The following is a 17,543-nucleotide window of genomic DNA, read 5'->3' as shown; positions in this document are numbered from 1 at the left end:
TTTTATAATGTAGTAAGAATATGAGTTTACAGATTCTTATGGAAGTAAAGAAAGGAGTTTAGTGAAATGAGTAACCATTTCAGTAAACGAATTGAAAAATGCTTAATGATTGGTATGGATACAGTCTTCATTTTAACGGGATTTTACTTAGCTGCATTGATTCTCGGATACCCATTCGCCAAATTGGAGGAACAATCTAGCTCTGTGCTGATAACTACTTTGGTATGTCTTCTCACCTTTTATTTGTTTGATCTTTATGGAAGTTGGCAGAGAAAAAGTTTAAATAACTTAATATGCAGTACTTTTTTAGCGATGATGCTCTTTGCAGTAACCTCTTTGGTAATGGGGTTACTGCTGTCCTGGACAACAACCGTCCATTTGCTATTTATCGCTTCCTTACTTCAGTTTGTTTTTATTGTAAGTGCAAGATTGGCGATATGGCATTTTGCAAGATATAGAAATGGATTGAAAAATGTATTAGTAGTTTCAAAGTCCAATATGGATGGGCAAGTCATAGCCGATAAGTTTCACCGACACCATAGAGGGTGGTTCAGAGTAATGGATATTGTCACAACCCAGCATAGGGGCTCCATCAAGAAATATTTAAAACAAACAGATGTGGTAATCATCAGCTCTGAGGTGGAAAGAAGCATGCAGTCAAGTGTCACTAATCTGTGTATAAGATATGGGAAAGAAGTGTTGATTGTCCCTAGGATGTTTGAGTTTGCAATAAAAGAAGCTGACATCCAACAGGTAGATGACATGATGGTATTTTCCATTCCATCTAACAATGTCAGCAGCATGCATCATGTAGTGAAACGTAGTATGGATATAGTTTTTTCCATGATTTTGCTAATTCTGTTAAGCCCAATTATGGTTGTTGTATATTTTCTCATCCCGCTGACTTCCAAGGGACCAGCCTTCTTTAAACAGGAAAGGGTTGGGTTGAATGAAAAACCATTTCAAATAGTGAAATTCAGAAGCATGGTAGAAGATGCTGAAAAAAATACGGGACCTGTATTGGCTACAGAAAAGGACCCGAGAATTACAGCGGTAGGTAGGGTTCTCCGTGCTATCAGATTAGATGAACTCCCACAATTGTTTAATGTATTAAAAGGAGAGATGAGTCTTATAGGACCAAGGCCAGAAAGAGCTTTTTTTGTAAAACAATTTAAAAAGGATAATTCGGAATATATGAAAAGATTTGATGTGAAACCTGGAATCACTGGCCTAGCACAAGTTTCTGCAAACTACAGTACACCAGTTGAGGAAAAACTTAGATATGACCTTTTGTATGTAAGGAGCGGTTCCTTAACTCTCGATATAAAAATACTGATGCAGACCATTCGCGTGGTATTACAAAGAGACCAAGCAAAGGGTGTGGTACTAAGCCCTGAAGCAGAAGCTAAACCAAATTACGGTGGTATTACGATCGCAAAGCACAATTAAATGGACATGTGAACCATAAAGATGGAGGAGAGGGATTAGAAATGAAAACAAATTCTATGGATTTAGTTTCAGTTATCACCCCAACCTACAATGCAGCAAAGTATATACTTGATACCATTCGTTCTGTCAAAGATCAAACACACCCTAATTGGGAGATGATAATTGTAGATGATTGTTCCACTGATTCAACGAGGGAGATCATTCATATGGAGATGGAGAAGGATTCAAGGATTAAGTTGATTGAATTAAACGAAAATGGTGGTCCTGCTCATGCCAGGAACATTGCCTTCAATGCATCCAATGGCGAGTTTATTGCATTTTTAGATAGTGATGATCTATGGCACCCAAGTAAACTTGAGCGGCAACTAGATTTTATGGTAAAGCATGATAGCGCTTTTTCCTATACCGCCTACCAAATTATGAAGGAAAACGGGGAGAAAACAGGAGTTGTTTTTCAAGCCCCTGCTTTTGTAAACTACAAAACATTGCTGATGAATACCGCTATTGGTACGTTAACGGTTGTACTTAATAAAAGAAAGCTTGGCCATTTCCAAATGCAATTGTTCAGAGACTGTTCAGAGGATTATGGACTTTGGTTACAAATTTTGAACAAAGGAATTATTGCTCACGGATTAAATGAGGAACTTGCTATCTACCGGAAATGTGTAGACTCTTTATCTAGTAATAAAATAAAATCTGCTAAAAAGACATGGAACACCTATAGAAAGATTGAAAAGAAGAATATGATAGCATCCTTTTGGTATTTGGTGAACTACTCCTTCCATGCAGTTAGAAAGCATTCCAGAACCATTTAGGTTCACTTTCCAGAGGAGGAATAAAAAAATGGAAACGCCAATCAAAGGTCGAAAACTTTCCATTTTACAAGTTGCTAAAGTCTTTGCCATTTTACTGGTTGTGATAGGGCATGTGAATACGTTATTCTACCGGAATTTCAACTTCGACTGGTTCGGATTTGGAAGCTGGGAAAGGATTGGCGGGGTAGATTTCTTTTTTGTAGTAACTGGATTTATGATCTATTATATTTACCACCGCCATTTTGGTATAAAAGGAAAAACAAGAGAATTCCTCTTAAAAAGGTTCATTCGAATCTATCCTTTGTATTGGATGTTCACATTTTTACTCTTAGGAATAGCTGTTTTCTTTCCTGCCCTTTATGAGCCTTATAGCATGGAGCGAATATGGAAATCGATACTCCTTTTCCCGAATCAACCTATTCTCAGCTCTGCCTGGTCATTAAGTCACGTAATCTTTTTTTATATAATGTTCAGCCTGATTATCTTTCAACCAAAAGTTTTTAAGCCGGTCATGGCTTCTTGGGTAATCATCACGATACTTATTAAATCGGGATTATTTACTCAATGGGACTCTTTCTTTTTTAGTTTTTCAACATTGGAAATTGTTTCGGGAAGCCTTGTTGCCTATATTTCATTAACCTACAATTTGAAGCAGTATGCCACTAATTTTCTTCTAGTAGGGGTAACAGGATATTTTATTGTTTGGTTAAATAATGTTTATCTATTGTTTCCGGTGTATTATGCCCCTATTTTCTTTTGTTGTTTTGCCTTATTAATGGTGTTAGGGATATCGATTAAAGATCGTACGGATCGGAAACTCCCCTCAAGTCTTGTTTTTCTGGGAGACGCTTCTTATTCTATCTATATAGCTCATGGGCCATTCCTTATTCTATACATGTTAATCTTTCGGGAAACGCTTCTAATGAGTAGTTTAGGATACTCAATTTCTATGATACTTATTACGATTTTAAGCATTGCCTCCAGTTGTTTTGTGTATATCTGGATTGAAAAACCGGTGAACGCCTATCTAAAGAAAGCTGTGTTTCAAAAGAAAGTTACGGAAGAGAGGAATGTGGCAACTCAAAAGTTGAAAGGGGCGTAGCGATCAAGTAGCTTCCCAATTGAAATTTGGAACACAAAAAAGGCACCGCTACAATGTAGTGGTGCCTTAAGTATGGAGCGGATGGGATTCGAACCCACGACCCCTTCGCTGCCAGCGAAGTATTCTCCCACTGAACTACCGCCCCGGTAAGAATGAATTTATTTTATCAAAAATTCTTTCTTTTGCATACGTTTTTTTTATAAAGTTTTAGTCCAAGTTTTCTACTTCCGCTTGAATAACACCTGTAAGTGATTTTAGCTCATAATATACATCTGTTGTATATACGCTTTTCTTCGTGGTGATGATGCAATTAAGAACGATATCATCTTTTTCCTCTTTAACCTTCACACGTTTAATAGAAAGATTTTTGTGGTGAATTTCCTTCATTACCATGGTCAGGTCGATATCTTTCTCGATAAAGATTTTTACTTTTATTTCTTTTTCTTTCAATTTCTTTGGCCCTATCTTATCAAATAGAGAAGGGATTATTTTCACACCGAGAATGATGAAAATGACACCAAAAGCTCCTTCAATAAAAAATCCTGCACCGATAGTAATTCCAAGTGCAGCGGATGCCAATACCAGGGCTGCTGTTGTCAGTCCTGAAATAGCCTCGTTACTTCTTCTTAGTATGACCCCTGCACCTAAAAATCCAATACCGCTAATAACATATGAAGGGATTCGTCCAGGATCCATGGGTCTGGAGTATTCCTTAGAATAAAGAAAGGCAGATTCATAGGAAACGATGGTTAGAAGACATGCCATTACTGAAACGATAACGCAAGTCTTCAACCCAAGAGGTTTTCCTTTTAATTCTCGTTCTAATCCTATAATTATTCCAGCTATTGAAGCGAAAACAAGTTTTACAATAAAATCGTATTCATCGATATTTTCCAAGAACAATTCCATAAGGCCCCTCCTGTAAGTAGAAAAGATATGATATTCTATATAAAAATAGTTGTTAGGAAATTATAACAATATTCTGTGAAATTAAAAAGATTAATTAAAATAACTAAAGTTCGGGTGAAGGTAAATGAATAAGTGGTTTAATCCATACGTGGCTCTCGCGGTAGGAGTAATTACTGTATCCACATCCGCCATATTTGTTAAATTAGCGGATGCCCCTGCTGGAGTGGTCGCCTTCTACCGGTTACTTTTCTCCGTGATAATACTACTACCCATTTTTCTATATAAATATGTTGGGGAGCTTAAGGATATTTCGAAGCGGGATTGGCTTTTTTCTATGTTGGCAGGTATATTCTTAGCGTTTCATTTTATTTTATGGTTTGAATCCTTAAACTATACCAGTGTAGCAAGTTCGACTGTGCTTGTAACCCTCCAGCCTTTATTTGCTTTTATAGGGACGTATTTGTTTTTCCAAGAGAGGCTAAGTAAGAAAGCTATTGTAAGTGGATTGATGGCAATAGTCGGGAGTGTGATCATTAGTTGGGGCGATTTTCGAATTAGCGGAATGGCTTTATTTGGGGATATATTGGCCTTGGTAGCCTGTGCACTTGTGACAGCATATTTATTATTCGGGCAAGATGTCAGAAAAAGGTTATCTCTAATTACCTATACATTTATTGTATATGGGTTTTGTTGCGTGACGTTGCTTTTTTATGTGCTAATTTCTGGGGACCCTCTTACAGGATACTCTTCAGACGATTGGATTTGGTTCATCTTGCTTGCAATCATTCCGACATTACTGGGGCACTCTTTTTTCAATTGGGCTGTTAAATACATCAGCACCAATGTTATCTCAATGAGTATTCTATTTGAACCCATTGGTGCAGCAGTACTTGCTTATTTCATATTAAATGAGATGGTGAAATGGACGCAATTTGCAGGAGGTCTGCTTGTGATGCTTAGTGTAGGATATTTCTTAAAAGATAACCGTAAGAAAAAATCAAAATTAAAAGCCGACATATAGTCGGCTTCATCTATTATATGTATCATTCATTGGAGTCTGGTTGCCATCATTGCAAAAAACATACCTAGTGAAAGGCTCAGAATGAATCCTCCTCCGCGTACCTTTCCTTCTTCATCACTTATACGCAACCCCTCAAAGTATGCAAACAGTAATAAGCCGATTGAAGTCAGTAATGCTACAATAAATGCTGCGTATTTTACAAGATCCATATCTTATCCTCCTGTTTCACTCTTATTACTAGATTGTATGAGGGACTTTAATAGAACATTCTATTATTTTTTCGCATAAAAAAGCTGACCATAGAGGCCAGCTTAAGCGATGGAATTATTAAAAGTGAATATACGAGGGACGGTTTTGATCAAGAGTACCGTCACGATTGTGGTTATTACAAAGCTCGGTAACATAAACGAGCCATTATAAAGCAATGAATATAGCCATACTTGTTGCCCTTCCGGCGCTAAATAGCCAAAGTAGATAACTCCGGCGGCGTAATGAGCCAAGAACCTTAGAAGGCAACCTATAAAAGATCCAATACTTACATACAATACTAGCTTCTTAAAATTATCTTTCTTAGCAGAAGCAGCTACTTGATTTGCTACTACACCAGCCAACCCTAATGCACAAAAAGCTACAATATAATCTAGAAATATTTGCACTGGATCTACTCCGAATAATTGGCCAGTAACAATCTGAAGTAACCCAAGAATAAAACCTGATAAAAGCCCTCCTTTTATACCCCACCGAAAAGCCATAATAAATACAGGTACCATCGCTATAGATATTGAGCCTCCTTGAGCCCAAATCTTTAGGGATAATACTCCGGCCAATAAATCAAGTAAGTAAGCTAGTGCTCCAAATATTGCAACTTCAACTAAAAATAATGTGTTATTCTTCTTCATGAAAATCCCCCTTAACATAAAAAAGCGATAAAGGGGGCTCCTTTATCGCTTAAATGAAATAAGTAATAAATCCGCCACATCCCTACGATAGTACTAACTAACAGGTTCAAAGGGTCAGAACATCAAGTTCACTCTCAGCCTTTAAGGCTCCCCTCGTGGAAAAGAATTTAGTTGTCTTCCTACATCATACATAACCCGCAAGAAAACGACAAGTTTTTTCATAAGCAAACTATAATAGTAGAAGTAAGTTGTATATTTTCTATTAACAGAACTTCGATCAAAAATATTTAGAAAAAGTATTGCAATATAGTTGTGGAGGTGGTATATTTAATTTCGTCGCTGCGAGGGCAGTGATGAGATGTGAAAATGCTACTTCAAAAAAACAAAAAACAGCTTGACTTTAAAACGACAAGTTGTTATGATTAGGAAGTCGCTTTTGAGCGAATCTTGTAAGAAAATGATCTTTGAAAACTAAACAAAACAACAGCGTCATAACGTCGGTTCTACGGAACACGACAAATGATTTTAAGTAACACAAGCTAGCAAATTTTGAGCAAAAGCTCAGACTCTTTATTGGAGAGTTTGATCCTGGCTCAGGACGAACGCTGGCGGCGTGCCTAATACATGCAAGTCGAGCGGACCTTTTAAAAGCTTGCTTTTGAAAGGTCAGCGGCGGACGGGTGAGTAACACGTGGGCAACCTGCCTGTAAGACTGGGATAACTTCGGGAAACCGGAGCTAATACCGGATAATATAAGGAACCTCCTGGTTCTTTATTGAAAGATGGTTTCGGCTATCACTTACAGATGGGCCCGCGGCGCATTAGCTAGTTGGTGAGGTAACGGCTCACCAAGGCGACGATGCGTAGCCGACCTGAGAGGGTGATCGGCCACACTGGGACTGAGACACGGCCCAGACTCCTACGGGAGGCAGCAGTAGGGAATCTTCCACAATGGACGAAAGTCTGATGGAGCAACGCCGCGTGAGCGATGAAGGCCTTCGGGTCGTAAAGCTCTGTTGTTAGGGAAGAACAAGTGCGAGAGTAACTGCTCGCACCTTGACGGTACCTAACCAGAAAGCCACGGCTAACTACGTGCCAGCAGCCGCGGTAATACGTAGGTGGCAAGCGTTGTCCGGAATTATTGGGCGTAAAGCGCGCGCAGGTGGTCCTTTAAGTCTGATGTGAAAGCCCACGGCTCAACCGTGGAGGGTCATTGGAAACTGGGGGACTTGAGTGCAGAAGAGGAAAGTGGAATTCCAAGTGTAGCGGTGAAATGCGTAGAGATTTGGAGGAACACCAGTGGCGAAGGCGACTTTCTGGTCTGTAACTGACACTGAGGCGCGAAAGCGTGGGGAGCAAACAGGATTAGATACCCTGGTAGTCCACGCCGTAAACGATGAGTGCTAAGTGTTAGAGGGTTTCCGCCCTTTAGTGCTGCAGCTAACGCATTAAGCACTCCGCCTGGGGAGTACGGTCGCAAGACTGAAACTCAAAGGAATTGACGGGGGCCCGCACAAGCGGTGGAGCATGTGGTTTAATTCGAAGCAACGCGAAGAACCTTACCAGGTCTTGACATCCTCTGACACCCCTAGAGATAGGACGTTCCCCTTCGGGGGACAGAGTGACAGGTGGTGCATGGTTGTCGTCAGCTCGTGTCGTGAGATGTTGGGTTAAGTCCCGCAACGAGCGCAACCCTTGATCTTAGTTGCCAGCATTCAGTTGGGCACTCTAAGGTGACTGCCGGTGACAAACCGGAGGAAGGTGGGGATGACGTCAAATCATCATGCCCCTTATGACCTGGGCTACACACGTGCTACAATGGACGGTACAAAGGGCAGCAAAACCGCGAGGTCGAGCCAATCCCATAAAACCGTTCTCAGTTCGGATTGCAGGCTGCAACTCGCCTGCATGAAGCCGGAATCGCTAGTAATCGCGGATCAGCATGCCGCGGTGAATACGTTCCCGGGCCTTGTACACACCGCCCGTCACACCACGAGAGTTTGTAACACCCGAAGTCGGTGGGGTAACCTTTTGGAGCCAGCCGCCTAAGGTGGGACAGATGATTGGGGTGAAGTCGTAACAAGGTAGCCGTATCGGAAGGTGCGGCTGGATCACCTCCTTTCTAAGGAATGTACGCTTGTTGTTTTGTTTAGTTTTGAGAGAGCATTCTCTCATATTAGATAAATCTTCGGATTTATCCTTAGACAATTCTTACGAATTGTCCCAGTTGTTCCTTGAAAACTAGATAATGTAACTAATATCAAGATATTCACAGAATATCGTTCATCTTAGTAATTTTCTTTATAGATATCATCGCTGATATCGACACATGACCATATTGGTCAACGGTTAAGTTATTAAGGGCGCACGGTGGATGCCTTGGCACTAGGAGCCGATGAAGGACGGGACTAACACCGATATGCTTCGGGGAGCTGTAAGTAAGCTTTGATCCGGAGATTTCCGAATGGGGAAACCCACTGCTCGTAATGGAGCAGTATCCTTATCTGAATACATAGGGTATGGAAGGCAGACCCGGGGAACTGAAACATCTTAGTACCCGGAGGAAGAGAAAGCAAATGCGATTTCCTGAGTAGCGGCGAGCGAAACGGAATTAGCCCAAACCAAGAGGCTTGCCTCTTGGGGTTGTAGGACACTCAACATGGAGTTACAAAGGAACGGGGTAAATGAAGCGATCTGGAAAGGTCCGTCATAGAAGGTAAAAACCCTGTAGTTGAAACTTCGTTCCCTCCTGAGTGGATCCTGAGTACGGCGGGACACGAGAAATCCCGTCGGAAGCAGGGAGGACCATCTCCCAAGGCTAAATACTCCCTAGTGACCGATAGTGAACCAGTACCGTGAGGGAAAGGTGAAAAGCACCCCGGAAGGGGAGTGAAATAGATCCTGAAACCGTGTGCCTACAAGTAGTTAGAGCCCGTTAATGGGTGATAGCGTGCCTTTTGTAGAATGAACCGGCGAGTTACGATTACGTGCAAGGTTAAGTCGATGAGACGGAGCCGTAGCGAAAGCGAGTCTGAATAGGGCGCATGAGTACGTGGTCGTAGACCCGAAACCAGGTGATCTACCCATGTCCAGGGTGAAGTTCAGGTAACACTGAATGGAGGCCCGAACCGACTCACGTTGAAAAGTGAGCGGATGAGGTGTGGGTAGGGGTGAAATGCCAATCGAACCTGGAGATAGCTGGTTCTCTCCGAAATAGCTTTAGGGCTAGCCTCATGTGTTAGAGTCTTGGAGGTAGAGCACTGATTGGACTAGGGGTCCTCATCGGATTACCGAATTCAGTCAAACTCCGAATGCCAAAGACTTATCCATGGGAGTCAGACTGCGAGTGATAAGATCCGTAGTCAAGAGGGAAACAGCCCAGACCGCCAGCTAAGGTCCCCAAGTATACGTTAAGTGGAAAAGGATGTGGAGTTGCTTAGACAACCAGGATGTTGGCTTAGAAGCAGCCACCATTTAAAGAGTGCGTAATAGCTCACTGGTCGAGTGACTCTGCGCCGAAAATGTACCGGGGCTAAACGTATCACCGAAGCTGCGGACTGTTCTTACGAACAGTGGTAGGAGAGCGTTCTAAGGGCGTTGAAGCTAGACCGTAAGGACTAGTGGAGCGCTTAGAAGTGAGAATGCCGGTATGAGTAGCGAAAGAAGGGTGAGAATCCCTTCCACCGAATGCCTAAGGTTTCCTGAGGAAGGCTCGTCCGCTCAGGGTTAGTCGGGACCTAAGCCGAGGCCGAAAGGCGTAGGCGATGGATAACAGGTTGATATTCCTGTACCACCTCCACTCCGTTTGAGCAATGGGGGGACGCAGAAGGATAGGGTAAGCGCGCTGTTGGATATGCGCGTCTAAGCAGTAAGGCTGAGAAGTAGGCAAATCCGCTTCTCATTAAGGCTGAGCTGTGATAGCGAGGGAAATATAGTACCGAAGTTCCTGATTTCACACTGCCAAGAAAAGCCTCTAGCGAGGAGTATGGTGCCCGTACCGCAAACCGACACAGGTAGGCGAGGAGAGAATCCTAAGGTGAGCGAGAGAACTCTGGTTAAGGAACTCGGCAAAATGACCCCGTAACTTCGGGAGAAGGGGTGCTCTGTTAGGGTGTTAAAGCCCGAGAGAGCCGCAGTGAATAGGCCCAGGCGACTGTTTAGCAAAAACACAGGTCTCTGCGAAGCCGTAAGGCGAAGTATAGGGGCTGACGCCTGCCCGGTGCTGGAAGGTTAAGGGGAGAGGTTAGCGCAAGCGAAGCTTTGAACCGAAGCCCCAGTAAACGGCGGCCGTAACTATAACGGTCCTAAGGTAGCGAAATTCCTTGTCGGGTAAGTTCCGACCCGCACGAAAGGCGTAACGATCTGGGCACTGTCTCAACCAGAGACTCGGTGAAATTATAGTACCTGTGAAGATGCAGGTTACCCGCGACAGGACGGAAAGACCCCGTGGAGCTTTACTGTAGCCTGATATTGAATTTTGGTACAGCTTGTACAGGATAGGTAGGAGCCTGAGAAGCCGGAGCGCTAGCTTCGGTGGAGGCGTCGGTGGGATACTACCCTGGCTGTATTGAAATTCTAACCCGCAGCCCTTATCGGGCTGGGAGACAGTGTCAGGTGGGCAGTTTGACTGGGGCGGTCGCCTCCTAAAGAGTAACGGAGGCGCCCAAAGGTTCCCTCAGAATGGTTGGAAATCATTCGCAGAGTGTAAAGGCACAAGGGAGCTTGACTGCGAGACCTACAAGTCGAGCAGGGACGAAAGTCGGGCTTAGTGATCCGGTGGTTCCGCATGGAAGGGCCATCGCTCAACGGATAAAAGCTACCCCGGGGATAACAGGCTTATCTCCCCCAAGAGTCCACATCGACGGGGAGGTTTGGCACCTCGATGTCGGCTCATCGCATCCTGGGGCTGTAGTCGGTCCCAAGGGTTGGGCTGTTCGCCCATTAAAGCGGTACGCGAGCTGGGTTCAGAACGTCGTGAGACAGTTCGGTCCCTATCCGTCGTGGGCGCAGGAAATTTGAGAGGAGCTGTCCTTAGTACGAGAGGACCGGGATGGACGCACCGCTGGTGTACCAGTTGTCTTGCCAAAGGCATAGCTGGGTAGCTACGTGCGGACGGGATAAGTGCTGAAAGCATCTAAGCATGAAGCCCCCCTCAAGATGAGATTTCCTTTTGCTTCGGCAAGTAAGATCCCTGAAAGATGATCAGGTAGATAGGTTCGAGGTGGAAGCGTGGCGACACGTGCAGCTGACGAATACTAATCGATCGAGGACTTAACCCAATAAGTATCGAAATAAGTGAACGATAAGAATACCTTGATATGAACACATTATCTAGTTTTGAAGGAACAAGAAAGATGCAAAAACATCTTGATTTTCTTTCTCAATTTTGTATAATATTATTTGTCTGGTAATGATGGCGAAGAGGTCACACCCGTTCCCATACCGAACACGGAAGTTAAGCTCTTCAGCGCCGATGGTAGTTGGGGGATCTCCCCCTGTGAGAGTAGGACGTTGCCAGGCAGATATATGGAGGATTAGCTCAGCTGGGAGAGCATCTGCCTTACAAGCAGAGGGTCGGCGGTTCGATCCCGTCATCCTCCACCAATATTTTTTTACGTAGTGAAAATAATAGGGTTTTTTCACGTAGTGAAAATAACCAACCATAATATGCCGGTGTAGCTCAGTTGGTAGAGCAACTGACTTGTAATCAGTAGGTCGTGGGTTCGACTCCTATCGCCGGCACCACTTTTCTTTGGCATAACGGAGTTATTGTCAACTAAATTGCATATACCACTTTTTACGTGCCATTAGCTCAGTCGGTAGAGCATCTGACTTTTAATCAGAGGGTCGAAGGTTCGAGTCCTTCATGGCACACCATTTATCTTGCGGGTGTGGCGGAATTGGCAGACGCGCTAGACTTAGGATCTAGTGTCTTTGACGTGGGGGTTCGAGTCCCTTCACCCGCATTGTAATTTTATATTAGCGGAAGTAGTTCAGTGGTAGAACACCACCTTGCCAAGGTGGGGGTCGCGGGTTCGAATCCCGTCTTCCGCTCCAATAGACTTGCCCCTGCCGGGGTGGCGGAACTGGCAGACGCACAGGACTTAAAATCCTGCGGTAGGTGACTACCGTACCGGTTCGATTCCGGTCCTCGGCACCAGAGTTTTTTATAGCAGCAACATAAATTTCATTAATAAGCGCCCGTAGCTCAATTGGATAGAGCGTTTGACTACGGATCAAAAGGTTAGGGGTTCGAGTCCTCTCGGGCGCGCCATTATCGGGGAGTAGCTCAGCTTGGTAGAGCACTTGGTTTGGGACCAAGGGGTCGCAGGTTCAAATCCTGTCTTCCCGACCATTAAATCCCTTATTAGAATTTGGGGCCTTAGCTCAGCTGGGAGAGCGCCTGCTTTGCACGCAGGAGGTCAGCGGTTCGATCCCGCTAGGCTCCACTTTAATATTTTATATTAAATACTTTATCTTTTTGGCGGTGTAGCTCAGCTGGCTAGAGCGTACGGTTCATACCCGTGAGGTCGGGGGTTCGATCCCCTCCGCCGCTACCAAAAAGGACCTTTAGCTCAGCTGGTTAGAGCAGACGGCTCATAACCGTCCGGTCGTAGGTTCGAGTCCTACAAGGTCCACCAGTTCTTTCTATACGCGGAGGAATACCCAAGTCCGGCTGAAGGGATCGGTCTTGAAAACCGACAGGGGTGTCAAAGCCCGCGGGGGTTCGAATCCCTCTTCCTCCGCCATATTATTTTAGATGATATGGTGAGTATAGGTTATATATTGTTATCGCGGGGTGGAGCAGTCCGGTAGCTCGTCGGGCTCATAACCCGAAGGTCGCAGGTTCAAATCCTGTCCCCGCAACCAAATGGTCCCGTGGTGTAGCGGTTAACATGCCTGCCTGTCACGCAGGAGATCGCCGGTTCGATCCCGGTCGGGACCGCCATTTTTTATCTTAATAGTTTGGTTCGGTAGCATTGAATATACTTCAGCGCACAAATAAATATTAAGGTTTACACTATTAATTATATTACGGCTCGGTAGCTCAGTTGGTAGAGCAATGGACTGAAAATCCATGTGTCGGCGGTTCGATTCCGTCCCGAGCCACTTTGATTTTAAATGCCGGTGTAGCTCAGTTGGTAGAGCAACTGACTTGTAATCAGTAGGTCGTGGGTTCGACTCCTATCGCCGGCACCATCTTTACTAAGTAAATATTATTATGGCGGTTGTGGCGAAGTGGTTAACGCACCTGATTGTGGTTCAGGCATTCGTGGGTTCGATTCCCATCAGTCGCCCTTTTTAGCGGGTGTAGTTTAATGGTAAAACCTCAGCCTTCCAAGCTGATGTCGTGGGTTCGATTCCCATCACCCGCTCCATTTTTGTGGGCCTATAGCTCAGCTGGTTAGAGCGCACGCCTGATAAGCGTGAGGTCGGTGGTTCGAGTCCACTTAGGCCCACCATTTTTTATATATACCGTTTTATTCCACCATAGCTCAGCGGTAGAGCATTCGGCTGTTAACCGAAGGGTCGTAGGTTCGAATCCTACTGGTGGAGCCATTCTGGGGAAGTACTCAAGTGGCTGAAGAGGCGCCCCTGCTAAGGGTGTAGGTCGTGTAAGCGGCGCGAGGGTTCAAATCCCTCCTTCTCCGCCAGAATATCTGGCCCGTTGGTCAAGCGGTTAAGACACCGCCCTTTCACGGCGGTAACACGGGTTCGAATCCCGTACGGGTCATCAAAAGTTGTGGTATTTTATAAATACTATGGCTTTTTTTATTTGCTCAAATTCTCCTCGTAAGTACTTCAAAACTTCTCTCCAAGTGATGAAATTTGTTTGCATATTATTTAAAGAATAAGAAATTCTTAACTCATACAATACCCTTCTGCGATACAAACAAAACCTCATTTTGAAAAGTAAAATTATTATTTTAATATAATCTATCTATGTAAGCGTGTACATCTTTACTTGTAGGCTATATTAAGCACAAAAACTTTTCGACAAAAACCAACATTCCTCCTCCTAATTTTTAGTTGAAACTTCTTCTACTGTAAACCCTTCCATAAATACTGATATATCGCAATTTCAAGCAGAGCAACAATGAAAACGGTTTCCTAAAATTGCATATTTTTTACATGCCAACTTCTAAAAATAAATATTGTTGATTTATGTCATACGATTTCGACTTGTCGTATAAAGGAGAATATTATAAAAAAGAGAATAGTAGTGTATAACAATATTCTTTTTTATAAGGAATGATGGAAGGGTGAAAAAATTGATTGTTACGAGTGCGACGGATTTTCAGCTGCACCTTTTTCATGAGGGCACATTGAATAAAAGTTATGAGCTTTTTGGCTCACATATAGTACGTCATCGTAAAAAGGTGGTAGGAACCAGGTTCACCGTGTGGGCGCCTAATGCAAAGAAGGTGCGTGTAATGGGCTCTTTCAATGAGTGGAATGGTGAGGTGCATCCACTAGAAAAATTAAATAACGAAGGTGTTTGGAGTATCCAAATAGATGAAGACCTATTGGGTCATTTATATAAATACGAGATTGTTACACAATCCGGTGAAATACTACATAAAGCGGATCCATTTGCTTTTCATGCAGAAGTAAGACCTAAAACAGCGTCAATAGTTTATGACCTAGAAGGATTTAAATGGAAAGATCAGAACTGGCGCAGGAAAAAGAAACGAAAACTGGTTTATGAAAAACCTATGTTTATCTATGAGCTGCACCTTGGTTCATGGAAGAAAAAGAATTATGGAGAACTTTACTCCTACACAGAATTAGTTACGGAATTAATTCCTTATATTAAAGAACATGGATTTACACATATAGAATTACTTCCTTTAGTGGAGCATCCATATGACCGCTCATGGGGGTATCAAGGTACGGGGTATTATGCTGCGACAAGCAGATATGGAAATCCTAAAGAGTTAATGGTGTTTATTGATGCATGCCACCAAGAGGATATAGGGGTGATATTAGACTGGGTACCGGGACATTTCTGTAAAGACGCTCATGGGCTATATATGTTTGATGGGGCACCCGTGTTTGAATATAAAAACTACCATGATCGCGAGAATGAAGTATGGGGCACCGCAAACTTTGATTTAGGAAAGCCTGAGGTAAGGAGCTTTTTAATTTCAAATGCATTGTTCTGGATGGAATATTTCCATGTTGACGGCTTTAGAGTGGATGCGGTAGCCAACATGCTTTATTGGCCAAACTCGAAGGAAGAGCATGCGAATCCTTTTGCGCAAGAATTTTTGCAAAAATTGAATGAAGCGGTATTTGAACAGGATTATAGTGCGCTTATGATTGCAGAAGATTCTACAGATTGGCCACTGGTTACCTCCCCTACTTCCAGTGGAGGGCTTGGATTTAATTACAAGTGGAATATGGGATGGATGAATGACATTTTGCGGTATATGGAGACTGCTCCTGAGCAAAGAAAACATCTACACGATAACGTGACATTCTCCATCGTCTATGCATTTTCCGAGAATTTCATTCTGCCTTTTTCCCATGATGAAGTGGTTCATGGCAAAAGATCTCTGTTAAACAAAATGCCTGGAAATTATGAAGAAAAGTTTGCGCAATTACGGTTACTGTACGGATTCTTCTTGACACACCCAGGAAAGAAGCTTCTTTACATGGGCGGGGAGTTTGGACAGTTTGATGAATGGAAGGACCTTGAACAGTTGGATTGGTTTTTAGTGAATCAGTATGAATCACATCAACAGCTACATCATTACTTTAAGGAACTGTTGGCTTTTTATCAGCAGTATAAAGCCTTGTATGAGTTAGACCATGATCCGAATGGTTTTGAATGGATTGATGCAGATAACCGTGAGCAAAGTGTCTTTTCCTTTATCCGAAAAGGAAAAAAACCTGCAGATACACTAGTAGTAGTTTGTAATTTTACAGGAGCTTCCTACGAAGGATTTAGAATAGGTGTGCCTTATCTTACAGAATATGAAGAAGTTTTTAGTTCTGATGCACAAGAATTCGGTGGAAACGGCCGGGTAAATGAGCAGGAAGTTAGTGCCGAAGAGGGAGCATATCACGGAAAGGACTATCATATGATGGTCAATGTTGCATCATTTGGCGTAAGTATATGGCGTCCGAAGAAAATTAAAGGGGAGAGATAACGCGATGGCGAAAAATAAATGTGTAGCAATGTTATTGGCAGGGGGAAAAGGGAGCAGGCTCAGTTCCTTAACAAAAACGTTGGCAAAGCCGGCTGTACCTTTTGGAGGGAAGTATAGAATCATTGATTTTGCATTAAGTAACTGCACAAACTCAGGGATTACTACAGTGGGAGTCCTGACCCAATATCAACCATTGGTATTAAACTCTTATATCGGCATTGGCAGCACATGGGATTTGGACCGGAAAAATGGAGGGGTGACGGTATTGCCTCCTTACACAGAATCTTCTGGTGTGAAGTGGTATACAGGAACAGCAAGTGCCATCTACCAGAATATCAATTATCTCACCCAATATGACCCTGAATATGTTCTTATCCTGTCTGGAGACCATATTTACAAAATGAATTACGAGGAAATGCTAGACTACCATATTAAGAAGGATGCAGATGTATCTATTTCAGTTGTGGAAGTTCCTTGGGAAGAAGCAAGCAGGTTCGGAATCATGAATACGAACGAGAAGCTCGAAGTGGTAGAGTTTGATGAAAAACCGGCACATCCAAAGAGTAATCTGGCTTCTATGGGAATCTATATTTTTAAGTGGTCTGTCTTGAAGGAGTATCTTGAAATGGATGATAGAAACCCTGAGTCCAGCCATGACTTCGGCAAGGATGTCATTCCTTTGTTATTGGAAGAGAATAAGAGTTTGGTAGCATATCCTTTTAAGGGATATTGGAAGGATGTTGGAACTGTAAAGAGCTTGTGGGAAGCAAATATGGATTTGCTAAAAGAGGATTGTGAATTGAATCTCTTTGAATATGACTGGCGCATCTATTCTGTAAATCCAAATCAACCTCCTCAGTTTATTGCACCATATGCAGACGTGAAAGACTCGCTTGTAAATGAAGGATGCTTCATTGAAGGAAAGATTGATCACTCCATATTATTCCAAGGTGTGAATGTAGGGAGAAACTCAGTAATCCAAAACTCAGTGATCATGCCAGATGCCATTATTGGTGAAAATGTCTATGTGAATAAGGCAATCATTCCTTCAGGGATTAAAATTCCAGATGGTGCTGTCATCTGTCCTGAGAAAAATGAAGACGAGATTATTTTAGTAACAGAGGAAATGATGGATAAAGGGATTTTCTCTACAACCCGATAAAAAAGACGGAAAATCAATCACAGGAAGGG

9 protein-coding genes, 23 tRNA genes, 3 rRNA genes and 1 riboswitch are annotated in these 17,543 nt (G+C 43.1%); of the genes, 31 read left to right on the top strand and 4 right to left on the bottom strand.

What is annotated here, in order from left to right:
* Positions 1 to 66: 66 nt before the first annotated feature.
* From B4U37_RS17815 to B4U37_RS17805, 3 genes are read left to right on the top strand one after another with little or no spacing between them, the layout of a single operon-like run.
* The gene (locus tag B4U37_RS17815) at positions 67 to 1,449 is read left to right on the top strand and encodes a sugar transferase (protein WP_088019309.1); all 1,383 of its coding nucleotides are present in this window, start codon (positions 67 to 69) and stop codon (positions 1,447 to 1,449) included.
* 41 nt (positions 1,450 to 1,490) lie between these two features.
* On the top strand, positions 1,491 to 2,264 hold the full coding sequence (locus B4U37_RS17810; RefSeq protein WP_088019308.1) for a glycosyltransferase family 2 protein: 774 nt from the start codon (positions 1,491 to 1,493) through the stop codon (positions 2,262 to 2,264).
* A gap of 28 nt (positions 2,265 to 2,292) precedes the next feature.
* The gene (locus B4U37_RS17805) at positions 2,293 to 3,366 is read left to right on the top strand and encodes an acyltransferase family protein (protein ID WP_157663823.1); all 1,074 of its coding nucleotides are present in this window, start codon (positions 2,293 to 2,295) and stop codon (positions 3,364 to 3,366) included.
* Positions 3,367 to 3,439: 73 nt separating this feature from the next.
* Here B4U37_RS17805 and B4U37_RS17800 read toward each other — a convergent pair.
* Positions 3,440 to 3,511, bottom strand: a tRNA-Ala gene (locus tag B4U37_RS17800).
* A 62-nt stretch (positions 3,512 to 3,573) separates the two neighbouring features.
* Positions 3,574 to 4,275, bottom strand: a complete 702-nt coding sequence (locus B4U37_RS17795; RefSeq protein ID WP_088019306.1) for an MgtC/SapB family protein — start codon at positions 4,273 to 4,275, stop codon at positions 3,574 to 3,576.
* A gap of 124 nt (positions 4,276 to 4,399) precedes the next feature.
* Between B4U37_RS17795 and B4U37_RS17790 the strand changes: the two genes are divergently transcribed.
* Positions 4,400 to 5,296 carry a DMT family transporter gene (locus B4U37_RS17790; protein WP_088019305.1) on the top strand — a complete coding sequence of 299 codons (897 nt, stop codon included), beginning with the start codon at positions 4,400 to 4,402 and terminating at the stop codon, positions 5,294 to 5,296.
* A 26-nt stretch (positions 5,297 to 5,322) separates the two neighbouring features.
* Here the strand turns inward: B4U37_RS17790 and B4U37_RS17785 are convergent, their stop codons facing one another.
* Both B4U37_RS17785 and thiT read right to left on the bottom strand, forming a co-directional pair.
* Positions 5,323 to 5,505, bottom strand: coding sequence for a hypothetical protein (locus tag B4U37_RS17785; protein WP_010198219.1), 183 nt, complete (start codon positions 5,503 to 5,505; stop codon positions 5,323 to 5,325).
* A gap of 102 nt (positions 5,506 to 5,607) precedes the next feature.
* The gene (thiT, locus tag B4U37_RS17780; protein ID WP_088019304.1) at positions 5,608 to 6,195 is read right to left on the bottom strand and encodes an energy-coupled thiamine transporter ThiT; all 588 of its coding nucleotides are present in this window, start codon (positions 6,193 to 6,195) and stop codon (positions 5,608 to 5,610) included.
* Positions 6,196 to 6,257: 62 nt separating this feature from the next.
* A riboswitch (TPP riboswitch) is annotated at positions 6,258 to 6,359 on the bottom strand.
* A 406-nt stretch (positions 6,360 to 6,765) separates the two neighbouring features.
* Between thiT and B4U37_RS17775 the strand changes: the two genes are divergently transcribed.
* The 27 genes from B4U37_RS17775 to B4U37_RS17645 all read left to right on the top strand — a co-directional run bounded on the left by B4U37_RS17775 (position 6,766) and on the right by B4U37_RS17645 (position 17,514).
* Positions 6,766 to 8,317 (top strand): 16S ribosomal RNA (locus B4U37_RS17775).
* A gap of 225 nt (positions 8,318 to 8,542) precedes the next feature.
* Positions 8,543 to 11,474, top strand: a 23S ribosomal RNA gene (locus B4U37_RS17770).
* 124 nt (positions 11,475 to 11,598) lie between these two features.
* Positions 11,599 to 11,715, top strand: a 5S ribosomal RNA gene (gene rrf, locus B4U37_RS17765).
* Together the 16S, 23S and 5S rRNA genes with 22 tRNA genes alongside form the textbook arrangement of a ribosomal RNA operon.
* An 8-nt stretch (positions 11,716 to 11,723) precedes the next feature.
* Positions 11,724 to 11,799: transfer RNA gene (locus tag B4U37_RS17760), tRNA-Val, on the top strand.
* A 65-nt stretch (positions 11,800 to 11,864) separates the two neighbouring features.
* Positions 11,865 to 11,940, top strand: a tRNA-Thr gene (locus B4U37_RS17755).
* 56 nt (positions 11,941 to 11,996) lie between these two features.
* Positions 11,997 to 12,072, top strand: a tRNA-Lys gene (locus B4U37_RS17750).
* Between the two features lie 8 nt (positions 12,073 to 12,080).
* Positions 12,081 to 12,161: transfer RNA gene (locus B4U37_RS17745), tRNA-Leu, on the top strand.
* Between the two features lie 16 nt (positions 12,162 to 12,177).
* Positions 12,178 to 12,252, top strand: a tRNA-Gly gene (locus B4U37_RS17740).
* A 14-nt stretch (positions 12,253 to 12,266) separates the two neighbouring features.
* Positions 12,267 to 12,355: transfer RNA gene (locus B4U37_RS17735), tRNA-Leu, on the top strand.
* A gap of 37 nt (positions 12,356 to 12,392) precedes the next feature.
* Positions 12,393 to 12,469: transfer RNA gene (locus B4U37_RS17730), tRNA-Arg, on the top strand.
* Positions 12,470 to 12,473: 4 nt separating this feature from the next.
* Positions 12,474 to 12,550, top strand: a tRNA-Pro gene (locus B4U37_RS17725).
* Positions 12,551 to 12,571: 21 nt separating this feature from the next.
* Positions 12,572 to 12,644 (top strand) — tRNA-Ala (locus tag B4U37_RS17720).
* Positions 12,645 to 12,678: 34 nt separating this feature from the next.
* Positions 12,679 to 12,755: transfer RNA gene (locus B4U37_RS17715), tRNA-Met, on the top strand.
* Between the two features lie 4 nt (positions 12,756 to 12,759).
* Positions 12,760 to 12,836, top strand: a tRNA-Ile gene (locus B4U37_RS17710).
* Positions 12,837 to 12,851: 15 nt separating this feature from the next.
* Positions 12,852 to 12,944 (top strand) — tRNA-Ser (locus B4U37_RS17705).
* A 44-nt stretch (positions 12,945 to 12,988) separates the two neighbouring features.
* A tRNA-Met gene (locus B4U37_RS17700) sits at positions 12,989 to 13,065 on the top strand.
* Positions 13,066 to 13,068: 3 nt separating this feature from the next.
* A tRNA-Asp gene (locus B4U37_RS17695) sits at positions 13,069 to 13,144 on the top strand.
* Positions 13,145 to 13,232: 88 nt separating this feature from the next.
* Positions 13,233 to 13,305, top strand: a tRNA-Phe gene (locus B4U37_RS17690).
* Positions 13,306 to 13,319: 14 nt separating this feature from the next.
* Positions 13,320 to 13,395, top strand: a tRNA-Thr gene (locus tag B4U37_RS17685).
* A gap of 25 nt (positions 13,396 to 13,420) precedes the next feature.
* Positions 13,421 to 13,493 (top strand) — tRNA-His (locus B4U37_RS17680).
* Positions 13,494 to 13,500: 7 nt separating this feature from the next.
* A tRNA-Gly gene (locus B4U37_RS17675) sits at positions 13,501 to 13,574 on the top strand.
* Positions 13,575 to 13,581: 7 nt separating this feature from the next.
* A tRNA-Ile gene (locus tag B4U37_RS17670) sits at positions 13,582 to 13,658 on the top strand.
* Positions 13,659 to 13,680: 22 nt separating this feature from the next.
* Positions 13,681 to 13,755: transfer RNA gene (locus tag B4U37_RS17665), tRNA-Asn, on the top strand.
* A 4-nt stretch (positions 13,756 to 13,759) separates the two neighbouring features.
* Positions 13,760 to 13,850 (top strand) — tRNA-Ser (locus tag B4U37_RS17660).
* A gap of 8 nt (positions 13,851 to 13,858) precedes the next feature.
* Positions 13,859 to 13,930, top strand: a tRNA-Glu gene (locus tag B4U37_RS17655).
* A gap of 538 nt (positions 13,931 to 14,468) precedes the next feature.
* Positions 14,469 to 16,352 (top strand): 1,4-alpha-glucan branching enzyme, encoded by a 1,884-nt coding sequence (gene glgB / locus B4U37_RS17650; protein WP_088020352.1) that lies wholly within the window; start codon positions 14,469 to 14,471, stop codon positions 16,350 to 16,352.
* 4 nt (positions 16,353 to 16,356) lie between these two features.
* Positions 16,357 to 17,514, top strand: coding sequence for a glucose-1-phosphate adenylyltransferase (locus B4U37_RS17645; protein ID WP_088019303.1), 1,158 nt, complete (start codon positions 16,357 to 16,359; stop codon positions 17,512 to 17,514).
* Positions 17,515 to 17,543: the final 29 nt, after the last annotated feature.

The organism is Sutcliffiella horikoshii, from assembly GCF_002157855.1.
Lineage (GTDB): Bacteria > Bacillota > Bacilli > Bacillales > Bacillaceae_I > Sutcliffiella_A > Sutcliffiella_A horikoshii_C.
Note: the sequence above shows the minus strand (reverse complement) of the source record. Positions and strands in the feature narration are given on the sequence as shown.

Coding starts and splice junctions, on each gene's coding strand:
- B4U37_RS17815 (WP_088019309.1), top strand. CDS start 67: ATGAGTAACCATTTCAGTAAACGAATTGAAAAATGCTTAATGATTGGT.
- B4U37_RS17810 (WP_088019308.1), top strand. CDS start 1,491: ATGAAAACAAATTCTATGGATTTAGTTTCAGTTATCACCCCAACCTAC.
- B4U37_RS17805 (WP_157663823.1), top strand. CDS start 2,293: ATGGAAACGCCAATCAAAGGTCGAAAACTTTCCATTTTACAAGTTGCT.
- B4U37_RS17795 (WP_088019306.1), bottom strand. CDS start 4,275: ATGGAATTGTTCTTGGAAAATATCGATGAATACGATTTTATTGTAAAA.
- B4U37_RS17790 (WP_088019305.1), top strand. CDS start 4,400: ATGAATAAGTGGTTTAATCCATACGTGGCTCTCGCGGTAGGAGTAATT.
- B4U37_RS17785 (WP_010198219.1), bottom strand. CDS start 5,505: ATGGATCTTGTAAAATACGCAGCATTTATTGTAGCATTACTGACTTCA.
- thiT (WP_088019304.1), bottom strand. CDS start 6,195: ATGAAGAAGAATAACACATTATTTTTAGTTGAAGTTGCAATATTTGGA.
- B4U37_RS17645 (WP_088019303.1), top strand. CDS start 16,357: ATGGCGAAAAATAAATGTGTAGCAATGTTATTGGCAGGGGGAAAAGGG.